Source organism: Streptomyces sp. NPDC005574, from assembly GCF_040605435.1.
GTDB lineage: Bacteria > Actinomycetota > Actinomycetes > Streptomycetales > Streptomycetaceae > Streptomyces.
In genome coordinates this window covers 28,028-47,160 of record NZ_JBEXCW010000042.1, presented here as the reverse complement: position 1 = coordinate 47,160, position 19,133 = coordinate 28,028, and the positions used below count along the sequence as shown (strand labels likewise).

The window sequence follows — 19,133 nt, the reverse complement described above, 5'->3', positions numbered from 1 at the left end:
CCGCACTCGCGCTCGGCGGCGCGGGCGCCCTGCTCGGCGTGGCCGCCGCGCCCGCCCAGGCCGCCGAGGTGGCGTACGCGACCAGATGCGTCCCGCCCGCGGGCGTCGGCCTCGATCCCGTCGAGGGCACCGCCAAGGTGCAGATCACCGCCCCGGCCACCGCGAAGGTCGGCGACGAGGTGCAGGTGGTGTGGAAGTTCGTCCAGGCCGCCTCGAAGAACCCCGACCTCATCGACCTGCCGGCCGACTCCGTCCAGCCGTCCGGCACGCTCAAGGCGGCGGGCGCGCAGACCGCCGCCGTCGCGATGCAGGGCCCGCGCGAGAACCCCGCCATCCCCAAGGGCGGGGACATGGTGCTGTCCGACATGAAGGGCACCCTGAAGCTCACGACGCCCGGCACGGTCACCCTCACCCCGGACGCGTACGACGTCAACGTCATGTCGACGGACACCAAGTGCGCGCCCACGGAGGCCGTGCAGCCCGCGGCGACCATCGACGTGACGGCCGGGGAGGGGACGCCGACGCCGACCCCCACCCCCACTCCGACCCCCACCCCCACCCCGACCGGCTCCACCTCCCCGACGGCGACACCGACGACCACGCCGAGCGACGGGACGGGCACCGGGCAGACGGACTTCACCGGTAAGGAGGTCCAGGTGCCCTACGCGTGCAAGACGCCCATCGGCGACAAGGACGCGACCTCGCCCGTGCAGATCAACGCCAAGAAGAACGGCGGCAGTTACGACCTCACCGTGCAGTTCAAGAAGTCGGTGATGGACAGCCCGGCCGAGATCCCCGCGGACTCGGTCAAACCGTCGATGGAGGTGGTCCTGGGCGGCGCGGACACCGGCACCGTGCATGTGGAGGGGCCGACGAACTCGGCACCCATCAAGGCCGGCGACCCGATGACGATCCCCGACCTGACCGGCACCTACAAGCCGGGCGCCAGCGGTGAGTCGACCCTCTCCCCGGGTGTCCTGACGATCAAGGCCCTCGGCACGACCACGACGTGCACCCCCACGAAGGCCCTGGTCTCGCTGACCCTGGACACGACCCAGCAGGCGAGCGGCGCGTCCGGCGGTTCGTCCTCCTCCGGCGGCTCGGCCTCCGGCGGTACGTCGACCGGCGGCGGCCTGGCCGAGACGGGCGCCGGGGACCACGGCGCGCTCAAGGCCCTCGGCCTGGTGGCCGGCACGGCCGTGCTGCTGGGCGCGGCGGTCTTCACGTTCCTGCCCCGGCGGCAACCGCGCTGACCGGGCGGAGGGGACGGAAAGGGCCGCCGCACCGGGGTGCGGCGGCCCTTTCCGGGTGACCGGGCCGGCCGGTCCGGCGACCGGCCGGGACGTCAGCGGACGTCGCCCATCAGGCTCTTGACCTTGTTGCGGAACACGTACACCGCGACCCCGGCGAGCACCGCGAGGACGGCCTCCAGCGCCACGAAGCCGCTGCGGTCGAGGTTGACCCCGCCGACGGCCGGGTTGGACAGCAGCGCGGTGACCGAGTCGCCCGCGGTGACCGCGAGGAACCACACACCCATCATCTGCGAGGCGTACTTCGCCGGCGCCATCTTCGTGGTGACCGACAGGCCCACCGGGGACAGCGTCAGCTCGCCGAGCGTCTGGAGGAAGTAGATCGCGACGATCCACATCGCCGCGGCCTTGTGGCCGTCCCCGGCGATCGCCAGCGGGGCGAGGAAGAGGAAGAACGAGGCGCCGACCAGGGTCAGGCCCACGGCGAACTTCACCGCCGTGCTCGGCTCCTTGCCGCGCCGGTTCAGCCACAGCCACAGCCAGGCGAAGACCGGGGCCGCGGCCATGATCATGACCGGGTTGACCGACTGGTACCAGGAGACCGGGAACTCCCAGCCGAGGACGCTGTTGTCGGCCGAGGAGTCGGCGAAGATCGACAGCGTGGTGGCGCCCTGGTCGTAGATCATCCAGAAGACGGCCGCGGCCACGAAGAACCAGATGTACGCCGACACCCGCGACTGCTCGGTGGTGTCCAGGCCGCGGTCCCGCTTGATCCGGGCGATGACCCAGATCGGCACGATCAGACCGATGAGCGTGAGCGGGATCATCGCCCAGTTGAGCGTGAAGTGGCCGGAGAGGCCGACGGCGGCGTAGAAGACGCCGGCGGCGGCGAGCCAGGTCAGGCCCTTGCGCAGGACCGCCGACTTCTCCACGGGGGACATCGGCGTGGGCACGAGGTCGCTGCGGTCGCTCAGGTGGCGGCTGCCGAGCAGGAACTGGGCCAGACCCAGCGCCATGCCGAGCGCGGCCAGCGCGAAGCCGAAGTGCCAGTTGACCTTCTCGCCCACCGTGCCGATGACCAGCGGCGCGGCGAACGCGCCGGTGTTGATCCCGACGTAGAAGACGGTGAAGCCGCCGTCGCGGCGCGGGTCGTTCGGGCCGTCGTAGAGGTGACCGACCATCGTCGAGATGTTGGCCTTCAGCAGGCCCGAGCCGAGGGCCACCAGGGCCAGGCCGACGTAGAAGACACCGGCCTGGGGGATCGCCAGCGTCAGGTGGCCGAGCATGATGATCACGCCGGCCAGGGCGACCGTCTTGCGGGGGCCGAGGACACGGTCGGCGAACCAGCCGCCGGGCAGGGCGAGCAGGTACACCAGGGACACGTACACCGAGGCGATGGTGATCGCGGTCGCCGGGTCGAGGTGCAGGCCGTTCGGGGCCACCAGGTACAGCGGAAGCAGGGCCTTCATGCCGTAGTAGGAGAAGCGCTCCCACATCTCGGTCATGAAAAGGGTGGCCAGTCCGCGGGGGTGGCCGAAGAAGGTCTTGTCGGAACCGGGGGTGCCCGGAGTCACCGAATCCTTCGTCAGGCTGGACGCCATGGTCGTTCCTTGCTGGTCGGGACGCGCTCTCACGAGGAATGCGCGCCCGGTGGGGGGCGGCCGGCACCGGCCCGACCTGACGTCCGCCCCACGCCCACGGGGATGCCGCCCCGGATCGCGGGGCGGCGGACGACGGTCACCGGGATCCATGCCTCTGCGCGCGTCGATGCGCTGTGAGGCCCGGCCACAGGTCATTCCTTTCGAGGCCGGAGACAACCGGCCCGCACACAAAAGTGCCCCCCGGTGTCAAATGCCGCCAAAGGGCCTCACGGTGCTACAGGCGTGGATTCACCATACGGCAGGACAGAGCGGTAAATGAAAGGACTTGAGACGCGGATCACAGGTTTCGATGCAACCGCACGCACGATTCAAAGGTGTCTCTCAGCATCGCACCCATGAGGCGCAGGTTCGCGCCACGCTTCGCGGAGGCGGGGTGAAGGAAACGGGGCGGTGCGGCGACGGCGGGCCGGACGGACGAGTCCGGCTTGTCCGTAGGTAAGAACCACTGCCGTCGATCACACTCCAGCTCCGGTCGTCCGCGGACTACCATCAGCTCATGACCCGTGTACTGCTCGCCGAGGACGACGCGTCCATCTCGGAACCCCTGGCCCGCGCGCTGCGCCGGGAGGGGTACGAGGTCGAGGTGCGCGAGGACGGCCCCACCGCGCTCGACGCCGGTATCCAGGGCGGTATCGACCTGGTCGTGCTCGACCTCGGCCTGCCCGGCATGGACGGGCTGGAGGTGGCCCGCCGGCTGCGCGCCGAGGGCCTCGCCGTCCCGATCCTCATCCTGACCGCGCGCGCCGACGAGGTGGACACCGTCGTCGGACTCGACGCGGGCGCCGACGACTACGTCACCAAGCCGTTCCGGCTCGCCGAACTGCTCGCCCGCGTCCGGGCCCTGCTGCGGCGCGGCGCCGCCGAACCGCAGCAGCCGCCCGCCACCCACGGCGTGCGCATCGACGTCGAGTCGCACCGCGCCTGGATGGGCGACGAGGAGCTCCAGCTCACCGCCAAGGAGTTCGACCTGCTGCGGGTCCTGGTGCGCGACGCCGGCCGGGTCGTCACCCGCGACCAGCTGATGCGCGAGGTGTGGGACACCACCTGGTGGTCCTCCACCAAGACCCTCGACATGCACATCTCCTGGCTGCGCAAGAAGCTCGGCGACGACGCGGCCAACCCCCGCTACATCGCCACCGTGCGCGGAGTGGGCTTCCGGTTCGAGAAGAGCTAGCTCCCCGGGTCCGCGCGCCACGGCGGGCCCGGGTGCGCGCCCGCGCCCCGGGGCGCAGCCCGGCCCGGGGGCACACTGGTCGCCGTAACCCCACCGCCCGGAGGACCCCGTGCGCCGTCGTCTCATCCAGTCCACCCTGGCCGTGGTGCTCGTCGTGATCGCCGTCTTCGGCGTCTCCCTCGTCATCGTCGAGACCCGGACCATCAGCAACAGCGCCCAGGAACGCGTGGACTCCGAGGCGCAGCGGCTGGCCAGCATCGTGGACAGCCGACTGCTCAGCTCCGAGATCGTGGACGCGCAGATCCTCCGCGACCAGGTCGCCCAGGAACGCTACGCCGAGATCCGCGTCCCCGGGGAGACGACCATCGAGATCGGCACCCGGCCCACCGGTGACGTCATCCGCGGCCGGGCCGACGGCGAGGAGGGCGAGACGGTCAGCGTCGAGGAGCCCCGCTCCTCCGTGACCCGCGAGGTCGGCCGCACCCTGCTGATCATCGGGCTGGTGGCGCTGCTCGCGGTGGTGGCCGCCGTGCTCCTCGCGATCCGCCAGGCCAACCGCCTCGCCTCCCCGCTCACCGACCTCGCGGAGACCGCCGAACGCCTGGGCTCCGGCGACCCCCGCCCCCGTCACAAGCGCTACGGCGTCCCCGAGCTGGACCGGGTCGCCGACGTCCTCGACTCCTCCGCCGAGCGCATCGGACGCATGCTGACGGCCGAACGCCGGCTCGCCGCCGACGCCTCCCACCAGCTCCGTACGCCCCTCACCGCGCTGTCCATGCGCCTGGAGGAGATCACCCTCACCGACGATCCGGACACGGTGAAGGAGGAGGCCAACGTGGCGCTGACGCAGGTCGAGCGGCTGACGGACGTCGTGGAACGGCTGCTGACCAACTCCCGTGACCCCCGCACCGGCAACGCCGTCTCCTTCGACCTCGACGAGGTCATCCAGCAGCAGCTCGCCGAGTGGCGCCCCGCCTACCGCAACGTCGGCCGGGCCATCGTCAGCTCCGGCAAGCGGCACCTCCAGGCGGTCGGCACACCGGGCGCGGTAGCCCAGGTGCTGGCCGCGCTGATCGAGAACTCCCTGATGCACGGCGGCGGCACCGTGGCGCTGCGCACCCGCGTCATCGGCAACCAGGCCGTCGTCGAGGTCACCGACGAGGGGCCCGGTGTCCCCGCCGACCTGGGGGCCCGCATCTTCGAGCGGACGATCAGCGGCCGCAACTCGACGGGCATCGGACTGGCGGTGGCCCGTGACCTCGCGGAGGCGGACGGCGGGCGGCTGGAGATGCTCCAGACCAAGCCGCCGGTGTTCGGGCTCTTCCTGTCCCGCACCCCGCTGAAGAAGCCGGCGGTGGCGCCGGAGGACGAGGAACCGACAGTGCGGTAGGGGTGGCGCCGAGGGCGCCCGGGCCGGGGTGCCGGTGGCCGTCCGGAGCGGGGGCGGTGGGTCAGCCCACGCGCTGGTGCGGCTTCTTGCCGGACGCCTTGTCCGTCCTGGCCGTCGCCTTCTCGGCCGCCCGCTCCAGGAACGACTCCGCGCTCGCCACCGCCTCCCTGGCCGGCAGCGCCCGGAACACCCAGCTGCGGTACGACCAGAACCGGAACAGCGTGGCGACACCGATGCCGACGAACTTGAACACGTTGCTCTGCAGCGGGCTGTCCCAGCCGAAGCCGTACGTCGCCGTGTAGAGCACGCCGTTCTCGATGACCAGGCCGATCAGGCTGAACAGCAGGAACAGGGCCAGTTCCCTGGTGCGCCCGCTCTTGTCGCGGTCCCGGTAGGTGAAGTACCGGAAGCCGACGTAGTTGGAGACGATCGAGACGACCGTGGCGATCACGCTGGCCCGGACGACGGGGAGGTCGGTCGTGTGCCGGACCAGGTTGAAGACGAGCAGGTTGACCAGGACACCGACCCCGCCCACCGCGCCGAACTTCGCGATCTCACGCGTCAGCCGGTCCAGGCGCTCGCGCGCCGCGCTGCGGGAGGTGGGGGGCCTCGTACGAGGCCCCGAGGAACTGCGTTCCATGGCTGTCCAGGCCCCTGTCTTCCGGTTTCGTCAACCCAGCCATGCTAACCACCCCCTCGCGCCGGCACCCGTCGATGAGGTCACAGCGCCGGGAAGAGAGCGGATACAGATCGGCAAGAGGCCGGGAAAGGACCGGTAAGAGCGGAAGTCCGGGGCGGGTGGGCGACCGGGCACGGGGCCCGCGCGAAGCCGTCAGAACGCCGTCGCGGGCCCGTCGGGAGGAGCGGAAACCGGACGCGGTGGCGCGGCCGATACCCTGGGGGCGTGACGTTCCCCCTAGTCGGCATGGTCGGCGGTGGCCAGCTCGCCCGTATGACACACGAGGCGGGCATCCCGCTCGGCATCAGGTTCAAGCTCCTCAGTGACACCCCGCAGGATTCCGCGGCGCAGGTCGTCGGCGATGTCGTCATCGGCGACTACCGCGACCTCGACACGCTGCGTGACTTCGCGCGGGGCTGCGACGTGATCACCTTCGATCACGAGCACGTCCCCACCGAGCACCTCAGGGCCCTGGAGGCGGACGGCATCCCCGTCCGGCCGGGCCCCGACGCGCTCGTGCACGCCCAGGACAAGGGCGTGATGCGCGCGAAGCTCACCGCGATCGGCGTGCCCTGCCCCCGGCACCGCCTCGTCAGCGACCCGGACGACGTGGCGGCCTTCGCCGCCGAGGGGGATGGGTTCCCCGTCGTCCTCAAGACCGTCCGGGGTGGCTACGACGGCAAGGGCGTGTGGGTCGTGGACTCCGTCGCGGAGGCCGCCGAGCCGTTCCGCGCGGGCGTCCCGGTGCTCGCCGAGGAGAAGGTCGACTTCGTCCGCGAGCTGGCCGCCAACGTCGTACGGTCGCCGCACGGCCAGGCCGTGGCCTACCCGGTCGTCGAGTCCCAGCAGGTCAACGGCGTGTGCGACACCGTGATCGCGCCCGCTCCCGCTCTGGACGAGGCCCTGGCGCTGCGGGCCGAGGAGATGGCGCTGCGGATCGCCAAGGAACTCGGCGTCGTCGGCCACCTCGCCGTCGAGCTGTTCCAGACCCGCGACGGCCGCATCCTCGTCAACGAACTCGCGATGCGCCCGCACAACTCCGGCCACTGGTCGATGGACGGCGCGATCACCTCGCAGTTCGCCAACCACGTCCGGGCCGTCCTCGACCTGCCGCTCGGCGACCCGCGCCCGCGCGCCCGGTGGACGGTCATGGTCAACGTCCTCGGCGGCGACTACCCCGACATGTACTCCGCGTACCTGCACTGCATGGCCCGCGACCCCCAGCTGAAGATCCACATGTACGGCAAGGACGTGAAGCCCGGACGCAAGGTGGGCCACGTCAACACCTACGGCGACGACCTCGACGACGTGCTGGAGCGCGCCCGTCACGCTGCCGGCTACCTGAGAGGCACGATCACCGAATGAGCCCGACTGTTGGCATCGTCATGGGGTCGGACTCCGACTGGCCCGTCATGGAGGCCGCCGCCAAGGCCCTCGACGAGTTCGAGATCGCCTACGAGGTCGACGTCGTCTCGGCGCACCGCATGCCCCGCGAGATGATCACCTACGGCGAGCAGGCCGCGGACCGCGGGCTCAAGGTGATCATCGCGGGCGCGGGCGGCGCGGCCCACCTGCCCGGCATGCTGGCCTCGGTCACCCCGCTGCCGGTCATCGGCGTCCCGGTCCCGCTGAAGTACCTCGACGGCATGGACTCGCTGCTGTCGATCGTGCAGATGCCGGCCGGCGTCCCGGTGGCGACCGTCTCGGTGGCCGGCGCCCGCAACGCCGGTCTCCTGGCCGCCCGGATCCTCGCCGCCCACGACGAGGAACTCCTCGGCCGGATGCGGGAGTTCCAGCAGGAGCTCAACGACCAGGCCACCGAGAAGGGCAAGCGGCTGCGCGCCAAGGTCGACACCGGGTCCACCGGCGGCTTCGGCTTCGGGAAGTGACGCGGATGACCTCGCTCGACGAAGCCCGCGCACTGCTGGCCGAGTTCCCCGTCGCCGACGGGCACAACGACCTGCCCTGGGCCCTGCGCGAACAGGTCCGCTACGACCTCGACGCCCGCGACATCGCCGTCCACCAGAACGCCCACCTGCACACCGACATCCCGCGTCTGCGCGAGGGCGGCGTCGGCGCGCAGTACTGGTCGGTGTACGTGCGCTCGGACCTGCCCGGCGCGGTCACCGCGACGCTGGAACAGATCGACTGCGTACGGCAGTTGATCGCCCGCCATCCCGCGGACCTGCGCGCCGCGCTGACGGCCGCCGACATGGAGGCCGCGCGCGCCGAGGGGCGCATCGCCTCCCTCATGGGCGCCGAGGGCGGCCACTCCATCGACAACTCGCTGGCCACCCTGCGCGCCCTGGCCGCGCTCGGCGTGCGGTACATGACCCTCACCCACAACGACAACGTGGACTGGGCCGACTCGGCGACCGACGAACCCGCGGTCGGCGGTCTGTCGGCCTTCGGCCGCGAGGTCGTGCGGGAGATGAACCGTGAGGGCGTGCTCGTCGACCTCTCGCACGTGGCCGCGACGACCATGCGGGACGCGCTGGACACCAGCACCGCGCCGGTGATCTTCTCGCACTCCTCCGCGCGGGCCGTCTGCGACCACCCGCGCAACATTCCCGACGACGTGCTGGCGCGGCTGTCCGCCAACGGCGGCATGGCGATGGTGACGTTCGTGCCGAAGTTCGTGCTCCAGGCGGCCGTCGACTGGACGGCGGCGGCCGACGAGAACATGCGCGACCACGGTCTGCACCCGCTGGAGACCAGCGCGGAGGCGATGAAGGTCCACCGCGCCTTCGAGGAGACCAACCCCCGTCCCGTCGCGACGGTCGCGACGGTCGCCGACCACCTCGACCACATGCGCGAGGTCGCGGGCGTCGACCACCTCGGCATCGGCGGCGACTACGACGGCACGGCCTTCACCCCCGACGGCCTGTCCGACGTCTCCGGCTACCCGAACCTGATCGCCGAACTGCTGGACCGCGGCTGGTCCAGGACCGATCTGGCCAAGCTGACCTGGCAGAACGCGGTGCGGGTGCTGGGCGCGGCCGAGGACGTGGCCCGTGACCTCCGGGCCACCCGGGGGCCGTCCAACGCGACGATCGAGTCCCTCGACGGCTGACCGGACCACGCCGGACCCACCGCCGTCCCCCGGGCCCGCGCCCGTGCCGGGGGGACGGCGTCGGCGTACCCCCGAACGCCCCACCCACCAGGAAGCCACCCCGGCCCCGTGCGACGGTGACGGAACGGAGATCAGGACGATCACGCCGTAGCTCACGACGTACGGAGCCGCCATGGCAGACCTCCAGGACGAACTGCACACACCCCCAGAGGTCGACCCGTTCGACGAACCGGCCGAGCCCCGCCCGGACTCCCATGAGGCACGGCCGCACGCCGCGGGACCGGACGAGGCGCCCCTGGAGCGGGCCCACGCCCTCCTCGCCCTGCACCCCGTCGCCGACGGGTACAGCGGGCTGCCCTGGGCGCTGCGCCACCTGCACTGGTTCGACCTGGAGCTCGGCGAGTGCGCCGTCGACACGGACCTGCCGCGGCTGCGCGAGGGCCATGTCGGCGCTCTTCTGTGGTCGCTGCACCTGCCCGAGGGCCTGCGCGGCGAACGGGCCGTCGGCGCCACCCTGGACCAGCTCGACCTGGTGAGGACGGTGGTACGCAACCACCCCGAGGGGCTACGGCTGGCCGGCACCGTCGGCCAGATCACCGACGCCCGCAACTGCGGGCGCGTCGCCGTCCTGCTGGGCCCCGCCTCGGCCGCCTCGCTCGGCGACTCGCTGGGCATCCTGCGCTCCCTGCACGCCCTCGGCCTGCGCGCCCTGACCCTGACCGGGGCGTCCTGGGCGAGCGAGGCCGGCCTCACCCGGTTCGGCGAGGAGGTGCTGCGCGAGATGAACCGGCTCGGTGTCCTCGCCGACCTCTCCGGCGCCTCCGCCGACACGATCCGGCGGGTCCTGGCCGTCTCCAAGGCGCCGGTGCTGTGCACCCGCTCCGCCGCCCGCGCCCTGCGTCCGCACCCGGCGAACCTCCCCGACGAACTGCTCGTCGAACTGGGCGCCGCCAAGGGTCTGTGCATGGTGCCGCTGACCGCCGAGCAGACCGGCACGACCGTCCGCGACGTCGCCGACCACCTCGACCACGTCCGCGCGCTGGCCGGGGCGCAGTGCGTGGGCCTCTCCGGCACCTACGACGCCGGCACCGCCCACCCGCGGGAGCTCCGGGACGCCTCCCGCTATCCGCACCTGGTCGCCGAGCTGCTCCGCCGGGGCTGGTCGGAGACCGACCTCGCCCTGCTGACCTGGGAGAACGTGCAGCGGGTGCTGCGGGACGGCGAGTTCACGGCCCGCGCCGCACAGATGCGACGTGAGCCGTCGACCGCGAAGATCGCCGACCTCGACGGGTGACGGGAGCCATCTCGTCGCGCGCCCCCGTCCACCCGGCCCGTTCGCTCAGTCCCGCTCGATCCGGCACAGGCAGAACGGATGCCCCGCCGGATCGGCGTACACCATGAAGTCCTTCTTCTCTCGGTCCTCCAGGTCCAGTGGCCGCGCGCCCAGCGCCAGCACCCGCTCGTGCGCCGCGTCCATCTCCTCCCAGGTGGACCCGGCGTCGAAGTCGAGGTGGAACTGCTGCGCGTTGCGGTCGGCCCGGGGCCACTCGGGCGGGGTCAGCCCGGGTGCCCGCTGGAAGGCGAGCCGTGGCCCGTCCGGGACGGCGAGGACGACCCAGTCGTCGTCCTCGGCCGTCGGCGTGCCGCCGCCGACCTCGGCGTAGAACGCGGCGAGCGCGCGCGGGTCGGGGCAGTCGACGACGACGGAACGCAGCCGGGCCACGGTTGCCATGAAGATGTCCTTCCTGTTCAGGAGGCACAGAGGCAGAACGGGTGCCCCGCCGGATCCGCGTAAACCCGGAAGCTGCGCGAGCGGTCCTCGACGTCCAGCGGCTTCGCGCCGAGCGCCAGGACGCCCCTCTCGGCCTCGTCCAGGTCCTCGACCGTCAGGTCCAGGTGGAACTGCTGCGAGGCGTCGGGCGCGGGCCACTTCGGCGGTACGTGTCCGGGGGCGGCCTGGAAGGCCAGCGACCGTCCGCCGGGCAGCCTCAGGTCCACCCAGTCCTCCTGGTCCTCGACGGTGCCGCCCAGCACCTCGGCGTAGAAACCGGCGAGCGCGCGCGGGTCGGGACAGTCCAGGACGACGTCTCCGAGTTTGGCGAGTGCCATGACCTTCTCCTCCGTAGTGGATGCGGTGGGTTGCCGTGTTACCTGTAGGAGCGGGTAGCCAGTAACCGTTACCTGATGCTTGCGCATGGGGGGTAACGTCGCAAGGGGATTCGGAAGGTAGCGTGCAGCCATGAGTGAGAGAGCCCCGGCGCCGGGGGGCCTGGAGCTGGTGGAGTCCCTGGTCAACACGGTGGACCTGGAGTCGGGCGCCGACTCGCTGGACTCGGCCGAGGGCCGGGCGCGGCTCGGGCTCGGCGAGGACGAGGTGGCCGGGGCACGCGAGCTGCGCGAGTCGCTGCGCGCCGTGCTGCTCGCCCACGCCGGCCACCCGCCGCACCGCGCGGTGACCCCGCTGGGCGAGCTGCTCGCCCGGGCCCCGCTGCTGCTCGCCGTCGACGCCCGGGACGGCTCCGCCCACCTCGCCGCCGCCGACGGACGGGCTCTGCACTCCCGCGTCGCGGCGGCCGTCGCCGAGGCGCTCGTCGCCGGCACCTGGACCCGGCTGAAGGCCTGCGAGGCGGTGACCTGCCACTGGGCGTACTACGACCGCAGCCCGGCCGGACGCGGCCGCTGGTGCTCCATGTCGGTGTGCGGGGCCCGCGAGAAGATGCGCCGGTACCGGGCCAAGTAGGCCCCCTGGCGGGGGAGTTGAGCGGCCGCCCCGCAGAGCTCAGCCGGGTGGTGCAGAATGCAGCCAGACGCCGGTTCGGCCGACTGAGCCTCGGCCGAACCGGCGTCGCCCGCGTGCGGGGGCGAGCCGCCCGACTCCTGTGCCGCCGTCGCGTGCGCGGCGGTGCCGTGCGCCGACGCCGTGTCGCTCACGCGTCTGTGCGCGCGGCCGGACCGCGCAGGCGCTCGTGCCGTACGGCCCGACCGCGCACCCCCGGTCCCTGCGCCCGGCCCGTCGTACCGTCCGCCTATGCCGTGGGGCGGCCCATCGCCCGGTAGCGCCAGCCCGCGCGGCGCCACACCTCGGGGTCGAGGGCGTTGCGGCCGTCGAGGACGACTCGTGCCGCCGCCACCTCGCCCAGCGCCGCCGGGTCCAGCTCGCGGAACTCCCGCCACTCCGTCAGGTGCAGGACCACGTCCGCGCCGCGCACGGCCTCGACCGCCGAGTCGGCGTAGCCGAGGGTCGGGAACAGCCGGCGGGCGTTGGCCATGCCCTTGGGGTCGTAGACCGTCACCTGCCCGCCCTGGAGGTGGATCTGCCCGGCGACGTTGAGCGCGGGCGAGTCCCGGACGTCGTCCGAGTCGGGCTTGAAGGTGGCGCCGAGCACGGCGACCCGCTTGCCCAGGAATGGCCCGCCCCCCAGCACCTGCCGGGCCAGCTCCACCATCTGGCCGCGCTGGCGCATGTTGATCGAGTCGATCTCGCGCAGGAAGGTCAGCGCCTGGTCGGCGCCCAGCTCACCGGCGCGCGCCATGAAGGCACGGATGTCCTTCGGCAGACAGCCGCCGCCGAACCCGATGCCGGCGCGCAGGAACTTCCTGCCGATCCGGTCGTCGTAGCCGATCGCCTCCGCGAGCTTGGCCACGTCGCCGTCCGCGGCCTCGCACACCTCGGCCATGGCGTTGATGAAGGAGATCTTGGTGGCGAGGAAGGAGTTCGCCGAGGTCTTCACCAGCTCGGCGGTCGGGAAGTCGGTGACGATGAACGGCGTGCCCTCGCCCACCGGCGTCACGTACACCTCGCGCAGCAGCTTCTCGGCCCGCTCGCTGCGCACCCCGACGACGATCCGGTCCGGGTGCAGCGTGTCGTCCACCGCGAAGCCCTCGCGCAGGAACTCCGGGTTCCAGGCCAGCTCGGCGTCCCCGCCCGCGGGCGCGTGCTCGGCGAGGTAGGCGGCCAGCCGGTCCGCGGTGCCGACCGGCACGGTGGACTTGCCGACGACCAGGGCGGGACCCCTGAGGTGCGGCGCGAGCGAGGCGAAGGCGGCGTCGACGTAGGACATGTCACTGGCGTACTCGCCGTGCCGCTGCGGAGTGTTCACGCAGACGAAGTGGACGTCGCCGAACTCGCCGACCTCGGCCCAGTCCATGGTGAAGCGCAGCCGCCCGCTGGAGCCCTCGACGCCGGCGACGTGCTTGCGCAGCAGGTCCTCGAGTCCGGGCTCGTACATCGGCACCCGGCCCTGCTGGAGCAGCTCGATCTTCTCGGGCACGACGTCGAGCCCCAGCACCTCGAACCCCAGCTCGGCCATGGCGGCGGCGTGCGTGGCGCCGAGGTAGCCGGTGCCGATCACGGTGATCTTGAGGCTCATGGATGCTCCAGAGGGGGGACGTCTGCCGCTGCGGTGCCTGATCCTAGTAGGGGGCGTGAGCGGGCCCCGCGACGGGCAACTTCCCCCTTGTCGCCAAGCTCACGTATCACTCGCGTGGGCAGGCCCCTAAAATTTGGGTTACTTAACGGTAATTAGCGCGAGCACCGCAGCGTCTTTGGAGCGTGAGACACCTTGGCCGGATCGGCTGACTTCGACCTGTACCGCCCGTCCGAGGAGCACGACATGCTCCGCGACGCCATCCGCTCGCTGGCCGAGGCGAAGATCTCGCCGTACGCCGCCGCGGTGGACGAGGAAGCCCGCTTCCCGCAGGAGGCGCTCGACGCGCTGGTGGCCGCCGACCTGCACGCCGTTCACGTGCCCGAGGAGTACGGCGGCGCCGGCGCCGACGCGCTGGCCACCGTGATCGTGATCGAGGAGGTCGCCCGCGCCTGCGTGTCCTCCTCGCTGATCCCCGCGGTGAACAAGCTGGGCTCGCTCCCGGTGATCCTCTCCGGCTCCGAGGACCTGAAGAAGAAGTACCTGTCGCCGCTGGCCAAGGGCGACGCGATGTTCTCGTACTGCCTCTCCGAGCCGGACGCCGGTTCGGACGCGGCGGGCATGAAGACGAAGGCCGTCCGCGACGGCGACTCCTACGTCCTCAACGGCGTGAAGCGCTGGATCACCAACGCGGGCGTCTCCGAGTACTACACGGTGATGGCGGTCACCGACCCCTCGAAGCGGAGCAAGGGCATCTCCGCCTTCGTCGTCGAGAAGTCGGACGAGGGCGTCTCCTTCGGCGCCCCGGAGAAGAAGCTCGGCATCAAGGGCTCCCCGACCCGCGAGGTTTACCTCGACAACGTCCGCATCCCGGCGGACCGCATGATCGGCGCGGAGGGCACCGGGTTCGCCACCGCGATGCAGACCCTGGACCACACCCGCATCACCATCGCCGCCCAGGCCCTCGGGGTGGCCCAGGGCGCCCTGGACTACGCCAAGGGTTATGTGCGCGAGCGCAAGCAGTTCGGCAAGCCGATCGCCGACTTCCAGGGCATCCAGTTCATGCTCGCCGACATGGCCATGAAGGTGGAGGCCGCGCGGCAGCTGACGTACGCGGCGGCGGCCAAGTCCCAGCGTGGCGACAGCGACCTCACCTTCCAGGGCGCGGCCGCCAAGTGCTTCGCCTCGGACGTGGCGATGGAGGTCACCACCGACGCGGTGCAGCTGCTCGGCGGGTACGGCTACACCCGGGACTACCCGGTCGAGCGGATGATGCGCGACGCGAAGATCACGCAGATCTACGAGGGCACCAACCAGGTCCAGCGGATCGTGATGGCGCGGAACCTGCCGTAACCCGGCGCACGCCTCCACATCCGGCACAGCGGCCCCCGGCGTCACGCCGGGGGCTTCCGTGTGCCCGGCCGGTCCCGTCCGTCCTGTGGCGGAGGGGGCCGTGCGGGCGTAGGACGGGTAGGGCAAGGGGCTTCCCCCGAGCCCCCTCACCCCCAGGAGGAGCCATGCAGCAGCCCACCACGGCCACCATGACCAAGGAGATGCAGGACTGCGTCGAGGCGTGCATGTCCTGCCACAGCGTCTGCGAGGAGACCATGAGCTCCTGCATGCAGATGGGCGGCCAGGCCCAGATGCAGATCATGCGCGCCCTCATCGACTGCTCCGAGATGACCCGCATCTGCTCGGACATGATGATGCGCCGCTCGCCGATGTCGGCCGAGATGTGCGCGTTGTGCGCCCGGGCCTGCGACATGTGCGCCGAGGCGTGTATGTCCATGCCGGACGATCCGCAGATGATGCGCTGCGCGCGGGCGTGCCGCGCGTGCGCGGACATGTGCCGCACGATGGCGGGCGCCACCACGATGTGACCCGACGCCTGAACGACGTCAGGGGCGCCTCCACGGGCGCCCCTGACGTCGTGCCTGACCTGGATGGCCGTCCAGGTCAGGCACACGCCGCGCGGTGGTGTCCCGCGCGGCGGCGAGCTCGGCGGCGATCCGCGGCCCGTGGTCCGGACCGGTCCGGCGCAGTCCGGCTCAGTTGCCGGAGACCGTCACCTTCTCGTCGTTGTTCAGCTCGTTCACCAGCGTCTTGACCTTCGCCTTGTCCCAGAGGAGGTTGCCGCCGCTGGAGCCCGAGATCGGCATGTTCATGGAGGTGCCGTCGCCGCCGTTGACGCCCTTCATCGCGAAGAACATCGACCCCAGGTCGTACAGCCCCATGTCCTTGTCGACGATCAGGGTGTCCAGGCCCGCGCTCATCGTCGGGTAGAGCTTGAAGGGGTTCAGGACGGTCGACGGGGTCGCCACCTGGTGGGCGAGGGCGGCCAGGAACTTCTGCTGGTTCTTGGTGCGCTCCAGGTCGGAGGCCGCGAAGGCGTGCCGGGTGCGGACGAAGGCGAGCGCCTCCTCGCCGTTCAGGGTCTGCTTGCCCGCCTTGAAGTCGGCGCCCGAGTACTTGTCCTTGAACGCCTTGTCGATGGTGATGTCGACGCCGCCGACCGCGTCCACGATGCTCGCGAACCCGGCGAAGCCGATCTCGACGTAGTGGTCGATGCGCAGCCCGGTGTTGAACTCCACGGCGCGCACCAGCAGCGTCGGCCCGTCCTCCGCGTAGGCCGCGTTCAGCTTGACGTGCCGGCCGGTGCCCTTGAAGGTCTTGCCGGACTCCGAGCCGACGTACGTCGGGATCTCCACGTCGGAGTCGCGCGGCAGCGAGATGAGGGTGTCGCCGTTGCCGCCGACGTGCAGGATCATCATCGAGTCGGTGCGCTTGCCGTCGGCGGAACCGGTGTGCAGGTTCTTCTTCTCCGCGGTGGACAGGCCCTCGCGGCTGTCGGAGCCAACGATCAGGTAGTTGGTGCCGTCGCCCCCGTCGGGCCGGTCGACGACCTTGGAGAGGTCGACCTCCCGCTTCAGCTTGGAGTCGGCCCAGAAGTACGTGGCGACCGTCGTCACGACCAGCACCGTCACCACGGTGATCGCCGTCCACTTGATGCGGCGCCGCCAGTCCGGTGCGGGACGGGGGCCGCGGCCGGCCGGTCCGCCGGGACCACCGCCGCCGGGCGACCCGTAGACGTGGCCGGTGTTGTAGCCGTTGTCATAGGGGTCGCCGTAGCCGCCGTCGTGGCCCTGGCCGTCGACGTACGTCGGCTGCTGCGGTACCCCGCCGCCGTACGGCGGTGCCGCGGGCTCGCGGCGGACCTGCCGCATGACACGGGCACTCTCGGGCTGCGCGTTCGCGCTGCCGCGTCCGTAGCGGTTGTCACGGTCGTCGCGGGACCGTCCCTCGGGCCAATCGTTCATGGGCCCCAGTGTGCAGGGCAGTGGTATGTGCCTTACAAGGTTCGTCGGAAAATCAGGGCAGTGCTGTTGCCAAGCTGACACAAATTCCCCGATTGTCACCTCGGCATAAGGTGGGGGCCATGACAGACCAGGCCCCCGCCGCGGAGCCGGCAGCCGCGGACCTCCCCGGCAAGCCCACCTCGGCGTCCCGCACCACGCTCAGCCACATCATGACCCACGCCGACACCAACCTCCTGGGCACCGTGCACGGCGGCGTGATCATGAAGCTGGTCGACGACGCGGCCGGCGCGGTGGCGGGCCGGCACAGCGGCGGGCCCGCGGTCACCGCTTCCATGGACGAGATGGCGTTTTTGGAGCCGGTCCGCGTCGGTGACCTGGTCCATGTGAAGGCCCAGGTCAACTGGACCGGCCGGACCTCCATGGAGGTCGGTGTCCGGGTCCTGGCGGAGCGCTGGAACGAGTCCACCCCGCCCACCCAGGTCGGCTCCGCCTACCTGGTCTTCGCGGCGGTGGACGCCGACGGCAAGCCGCGCCGGGTACCGCCGGTGGTCCCGGAGACCGAGCGGGACGAGCGGCGCTGCCAGGAAGCCCAGATCCGCCGGACCCACCGCCTGGCCCGGCGCCGCGCGATCATGGAACTGCGGGAGAAGCGCGCCGCCGAGGGCCTCGCGGACTGACGGTCACGGCCTCCCGGCGGCACCGCCTGCCCGGCCGCACCGCCCTCCCGCACCGCCCTCCCTCACGTGCAGCCCACCTGGTCGCCGGTGGCGGCCCCGAACTCGCCCTGGTAGGCGTTGTCGGCCCGCACCTTGCGGACCTGCCTGAAGTCGGTCCCCGCGACCACCTTCAGGACCGCTCCCTGTCCCTTCACCGCCCGCAGCTCGCTGCCCGGCAGCGCCGCCGCCAGCGACTTTGCGGAACGGTCCCAGCGGGGGTCGTAGGCCACGACGGTCCGCCGGGTGGAGCGGTCGGGCGCCCTGGTCGGCACCCGGGTCGTGCGGAAGCCGGTGGCCGCGAGCGCCGCGTCGACCCGCTTGCCGAGCCCTTCCGTGGCGGTCCCGTTCTCCACCTGGACCAGGATCTGCTGCGGGGCCACATCCACCCGCTGGACCCGGCTCCTGGGCCGGTGCGCGGCCAGCGGCTGGTCCTCGCGCAGCGCCCGGAAGAGCCGCCCGGCCCTGTCGGCGTCCCACTTCAGGGTCGAGCCGACGCCCTTCACGAGGTAACCCATCTGCCCGATCGGCACGGTCGTGAACTCCGACGAGGAGGGCGAGAAGTTGCGCATCGCCCGCCCGAGGTCGAGGAGTTCACCCGTGCCGAAGCCCTTGTCGGCTCGTACCGAGCCGAGCACCGCCCGGGTGACGTCCCGGAACCGCATCGGGTTCAGCAGCACCCCCGAGGAGGTCGCCCGCTCGATGAGACCGGCCAGGAACCGCTGCTGGCGCTGCATGCGGCCGAGGTCGGAGGCGCCGTCGACGTGCCGCGAGCGGACGTACTGGAGGGCCTGTCCGCCGCGCAGGGTGTGCCGGCCGGCCGGCAGGTCCAGCCCGGTGTAGGTGTCCCTCAGCGGCTCCGCGGTGCAGATCTGGACCCCGCCGAGCACGTCCACGGTCCGCATGAAGGTGGTGAAGTCGACCTCCAGGTAGTGGTCGATCTTCACGTGGGTCATGTCCTCGACCGTGCGCACGGTCAGCTGCGGACCGCCCTCCGCGTACGCCGCGTTGAGTTTGATGGGGTGCCCGGCGTGCTGCCTGCCGGAGACCTGGTCGACATGCGCGGGCGTCATGGCGTAGGAGTCGCGGGGCAGGCTCACCACGCTCGCGCGCTCCCGGTCCTCCGAGATGTGCACGATCATGATCGTGTCGGTGCAGTGGCAGGGGGCGCCGCCGAGCCGGTATCTGCGCCGGTCCTGCTCGGTGATGCGGTCGCGGCCGTCGGTGCCGACCAGCAGCACGTTCATGCCGTTGCCGGCCTGCGGCCGGTTCTTCATGTCCTTGAACGGGTCGACCCGTTCGATGCCGGCGTCGAGGCTGGTGACGACCGCGTGCCCGATGCCGGCCGAGGCGAGCACCACGACGGACAGCGTGGTCACCGCCCGCATGGCCCAGCGGGGCTTCCTGCGCCGTACGGGCGGATGCGGCGCACCGGCGGGCCGGGGTCGGCGCTGCGGGGGTCGGGCTGGTGAGCCGGGCGGCGTGGGCATGGGGGAACACCTCCGCGAG

The 19,133-nt window shown here is 71.8% G+C and carries 18 protein-coding genes; 11 read left to right on the top strand and 7 right to left on the bottom strand.

Annotated elements, in window-relative coordinates; translation table 11 throughout:
- Positions 1-29 precede the first annotated feature (29 nt).
- Positions 30-1,253 (top strand): hypothetical protein, encoded by a 1,224-nt coding sequence (locus ABZT03_RS25040; RefSeq protein ID WP_356042835.1) that lies wholly within the window; start codon positions 30-32, stop codon positions 1,251-1,253.
- A gap of 92 nt (positions 1,254-1,345) precedes the next feature.
- On the opposite strand, the gene ABZT03_RS25035 is transcribed toward ABZT03_RS25040, so the two are convergent.
- Positions 1,346-2,851 carry an oligopeptide:H+ symporter gene (locus ABZT03_RS25035; protein ID WP_356042790.1) on the bottom strand — a complete coding sequence of 502 codons (1,506 nt, stop codon included), beginning with the start codon at positions 2,849-2,851 and terminating at the stop codon, positions 1,346-1,348.
- A gap of 556 nt (positions 2,852-3,407) precedes the next feature.
- On the opposite strand from ABZT03_RS25035, the gene ABZT03_RS25030 reads away from it, so the two are divergent.
- On the top strand, positions 3,408-4,085 hold the full coding sequence (locus ABZT03_RS25030; RefSeq protein WP_356042789.1) for a response regulator transcription factor: 678 nt from the start codon (positions 3,408-3,410) through the stop codon (positions 4,083-4,085).
- Between the two features lie 109 nt (positions 4,086-4,194).
- Entirely contained in the window at positions 4,195-5,475 is a 1,281-nt protein-coding gene (locus tag ABZT03_RS25025) for an ATP-binding protein (RefSeq protein ID WP_356042788.1), read from the top strand.
- Between the two features lie 61 nt (positions 5,476-5,536).
- Here the strand turns inward: ABZT03_RS25025 and ABZT03_RS25020 are convergent, their stop codons facing one another.
- Complete coding sequence (locus tag ABZT03_RS25020) at positions 5,537-6,115, bottom strand: GtrA family protein (RefSeq protein ID WP_356042787.1); 579 nt, start codon at positions 6,113-6,115, stop codon at positions 5,537-5,539.
- A 264-nt stretch (positions 6,116-6,379) separates the two neighbouring features.
- Here ABZT03_RS25020 and ABZT03_RS25015 point away from each other — a divergent pair, with 264 nt between their 5' ends.
- The 4 genes from ABZT03_RS25015 to ABZT03_RS25000 all read left to right on the top strand — a co-directional run bounded on the left by ABZT03_RS25015 (position 6,380) and on the right by ABZT03_RS25000 (position 10,521).
- Positions 6,380-7,519: a 5-(carboxyamino)imidazole ribonucleotide synthase gene (locus ABZT03_RS25015; protein ID WP_356042786.1), complete on the top strand. Its 1,140-nt coding sequence runs from the start codon at positions 6,380-6,382 to the stop codon at positions 7,517-7,519.
- Entirely contained in the window at positions 7,516-8,043 is a 528-nt protein-coding gene (gene purE / locus ABZT03_RS25010) for a 5-(carboxyamino)imidazole ribonucleotide mutase (RefSeq protein WP_356042785.1), read from the top strand. The genes ABZT03_RS25015 and purE overlap by 4 nt, the downstream gene beginning before the upstream one ends.
- A 5-nt stretch (positions 8,044-8,048) precedes the next feature.
- On the top strand, positions 8,049-9,227 hold the full coding sequence (locus ABZT03_RS25005) for a dipeptidase (RefSeq protein ID WP_356042784.1): 1,179 nt from the start codon (positions 8,049-8,051) through the stop codon (positions 9,225-9,227).
- 172 nt (positions 9,228-9,399) lie between these two features.
- Positions 9,400-10,521, top strand: coding sequence for a dipeptidase (locus ABZT03_RS25000; RefSeq protein ID WP_356042783.1), 1,122 nt, complete (start codon positions 9,400-9,402; stop codon positions 10,519-10,521).
- Positions 10,522-10,566: 45 nt separating this feature from the next.
- Here ABZT03_RS25000 and ABZT03_RS24995 read toward each other — a convergent pair whose 3' ends face one another.
- Positions 10,567-10,959 carry a VOC family protein gene (locus tag ABZT03_RS24995; protein WP_356042781.1) on the bottom strand — a complete coding sequence of 131 codons (393 nt, stop codon included), beginning with the start codon at positions 10,957-10,959 and terminating at the stop codon, positions 10,567-10,569.
- A gap of 17 nt (positions 10,960-10,976) precedes the next feature.
- A complete protein-coding gene (locus tag ABZT03_RS24990) occupies positions 10,977-11,336 on the bottom strand; it encodes a VOC family protein (RefSeq protein WP_356042780.1) in 360 nt (119 codons plus the stop codon).
- A gap of 130 nt (positions 11,337-11,466) precedes the next feature.
- Between ABZT03_RS24990 and ABZT03_RS24985 the strand changes: the two genes are divergently transcribed.
- Complete coding sequence (locus ABZT03_RS24985) at positions 11,467-11,967, top strand: CGNR zinc finger domain-containing protein (RefSeq protein WP_356042778.1); 501 nt, start codon at positions 11,467-11,469, stop codon at positions 11,965-11,967.
- 286 nt (positions 11,968-12,253) lie between these two features.
- Here ABZT03_RS24985 and ABZT03_RS24980 read toward each other — a convergent pair whose 3' ends face one another.
- Positions 12,254-13,597, bottom strand: coding sequence for a UDP-glucose/GDP-mannose dehydrogenase family protein (locus ABZT03_RS24980; protein WP_356042776.1), 1,344 nt, complete (start codon positions 13,595-13,597; stop codon positions 12,254-12,256).
- A 192-nt stretch (positions 13,598-13,789) separates the two neighbouring features.
- Between ABZT03_RS24980 and ABZT03_RS24975 the strand changes: the two genes are divergently transcribed.
- Positions 13,790-14,947, top strand: coding sequence for an acyl-CoA dehydrogenase family protein (locus tag ABZT03_RS24975; RefSeq protein ID WP_356042774.1), 1,158 nt, complete (start codon positions 13,790-13,792; stop codon positions 14,945-14,947).
- A 164-nt stretch (positions 14,948-15,111) separates the two neighbouring features.
- Positions 15,112-15,474 carry a four-helix bundle copper-binding protein gene (locus ABZT03_RS24970; protein WP_356042772.1) on the top strand — a complete coding sequence of 121 codons (363 nt, stop codon included), beginning with the start codon at positions 15,112-15,114 and terminating at the stop codon, positions 15,472-15,474.
- A 168-nt stretch (positions 15,475-15,642) separates the two neighbouring features.
- Here the strand turns inward: ABZT03_RS24970 and ABZT03_RS24965 are convergent, their stop codons facing one another.
- Entirely contained in the window at positions 15,643-16,911 is a 1,269-nt protein-coding gene (locus ABZT03_RS24965) for an LCP family protein (protein ID WP_356042770.1), read from the bottom strand.
- A 119-nt stretch (positions 16,912-17,030) separates the two neighbouring features.
- On the opposite strand from ABZT03_RS24965, the gene ABZT03_RS24960 reads away from it, so the two are divergent.
- Positions 17,031-17,588: an acyl-CoA thioesterase gene (locus ABZT03_RS24960; protein WP_356042769.1), complete on the top strand. Its 558-nt coding sequence runs from the start codon at positions 17,031-17,033 to the stop codon at positions 17,586-17,588.
- A 62-nt stretch (positions 17,589-17,650) separates the two neighbouring features.
- On the opposite strand, the gene ABZT03_RS24955 is transcribed toward ABZT03_RS24960, so the two are convergent.
- A complete protein-coding gene (locus tag ABZT03_RS24955; RefSeq protein ID WP_356042767.1) occupies positions 17,651-19,114 on the bottom strand; it encodes an LCP family protein in 1,464 nt (487 codons plus the stop codon).
- Positions 19,115-19,133 lie beyond the last annotated feature (19 nt).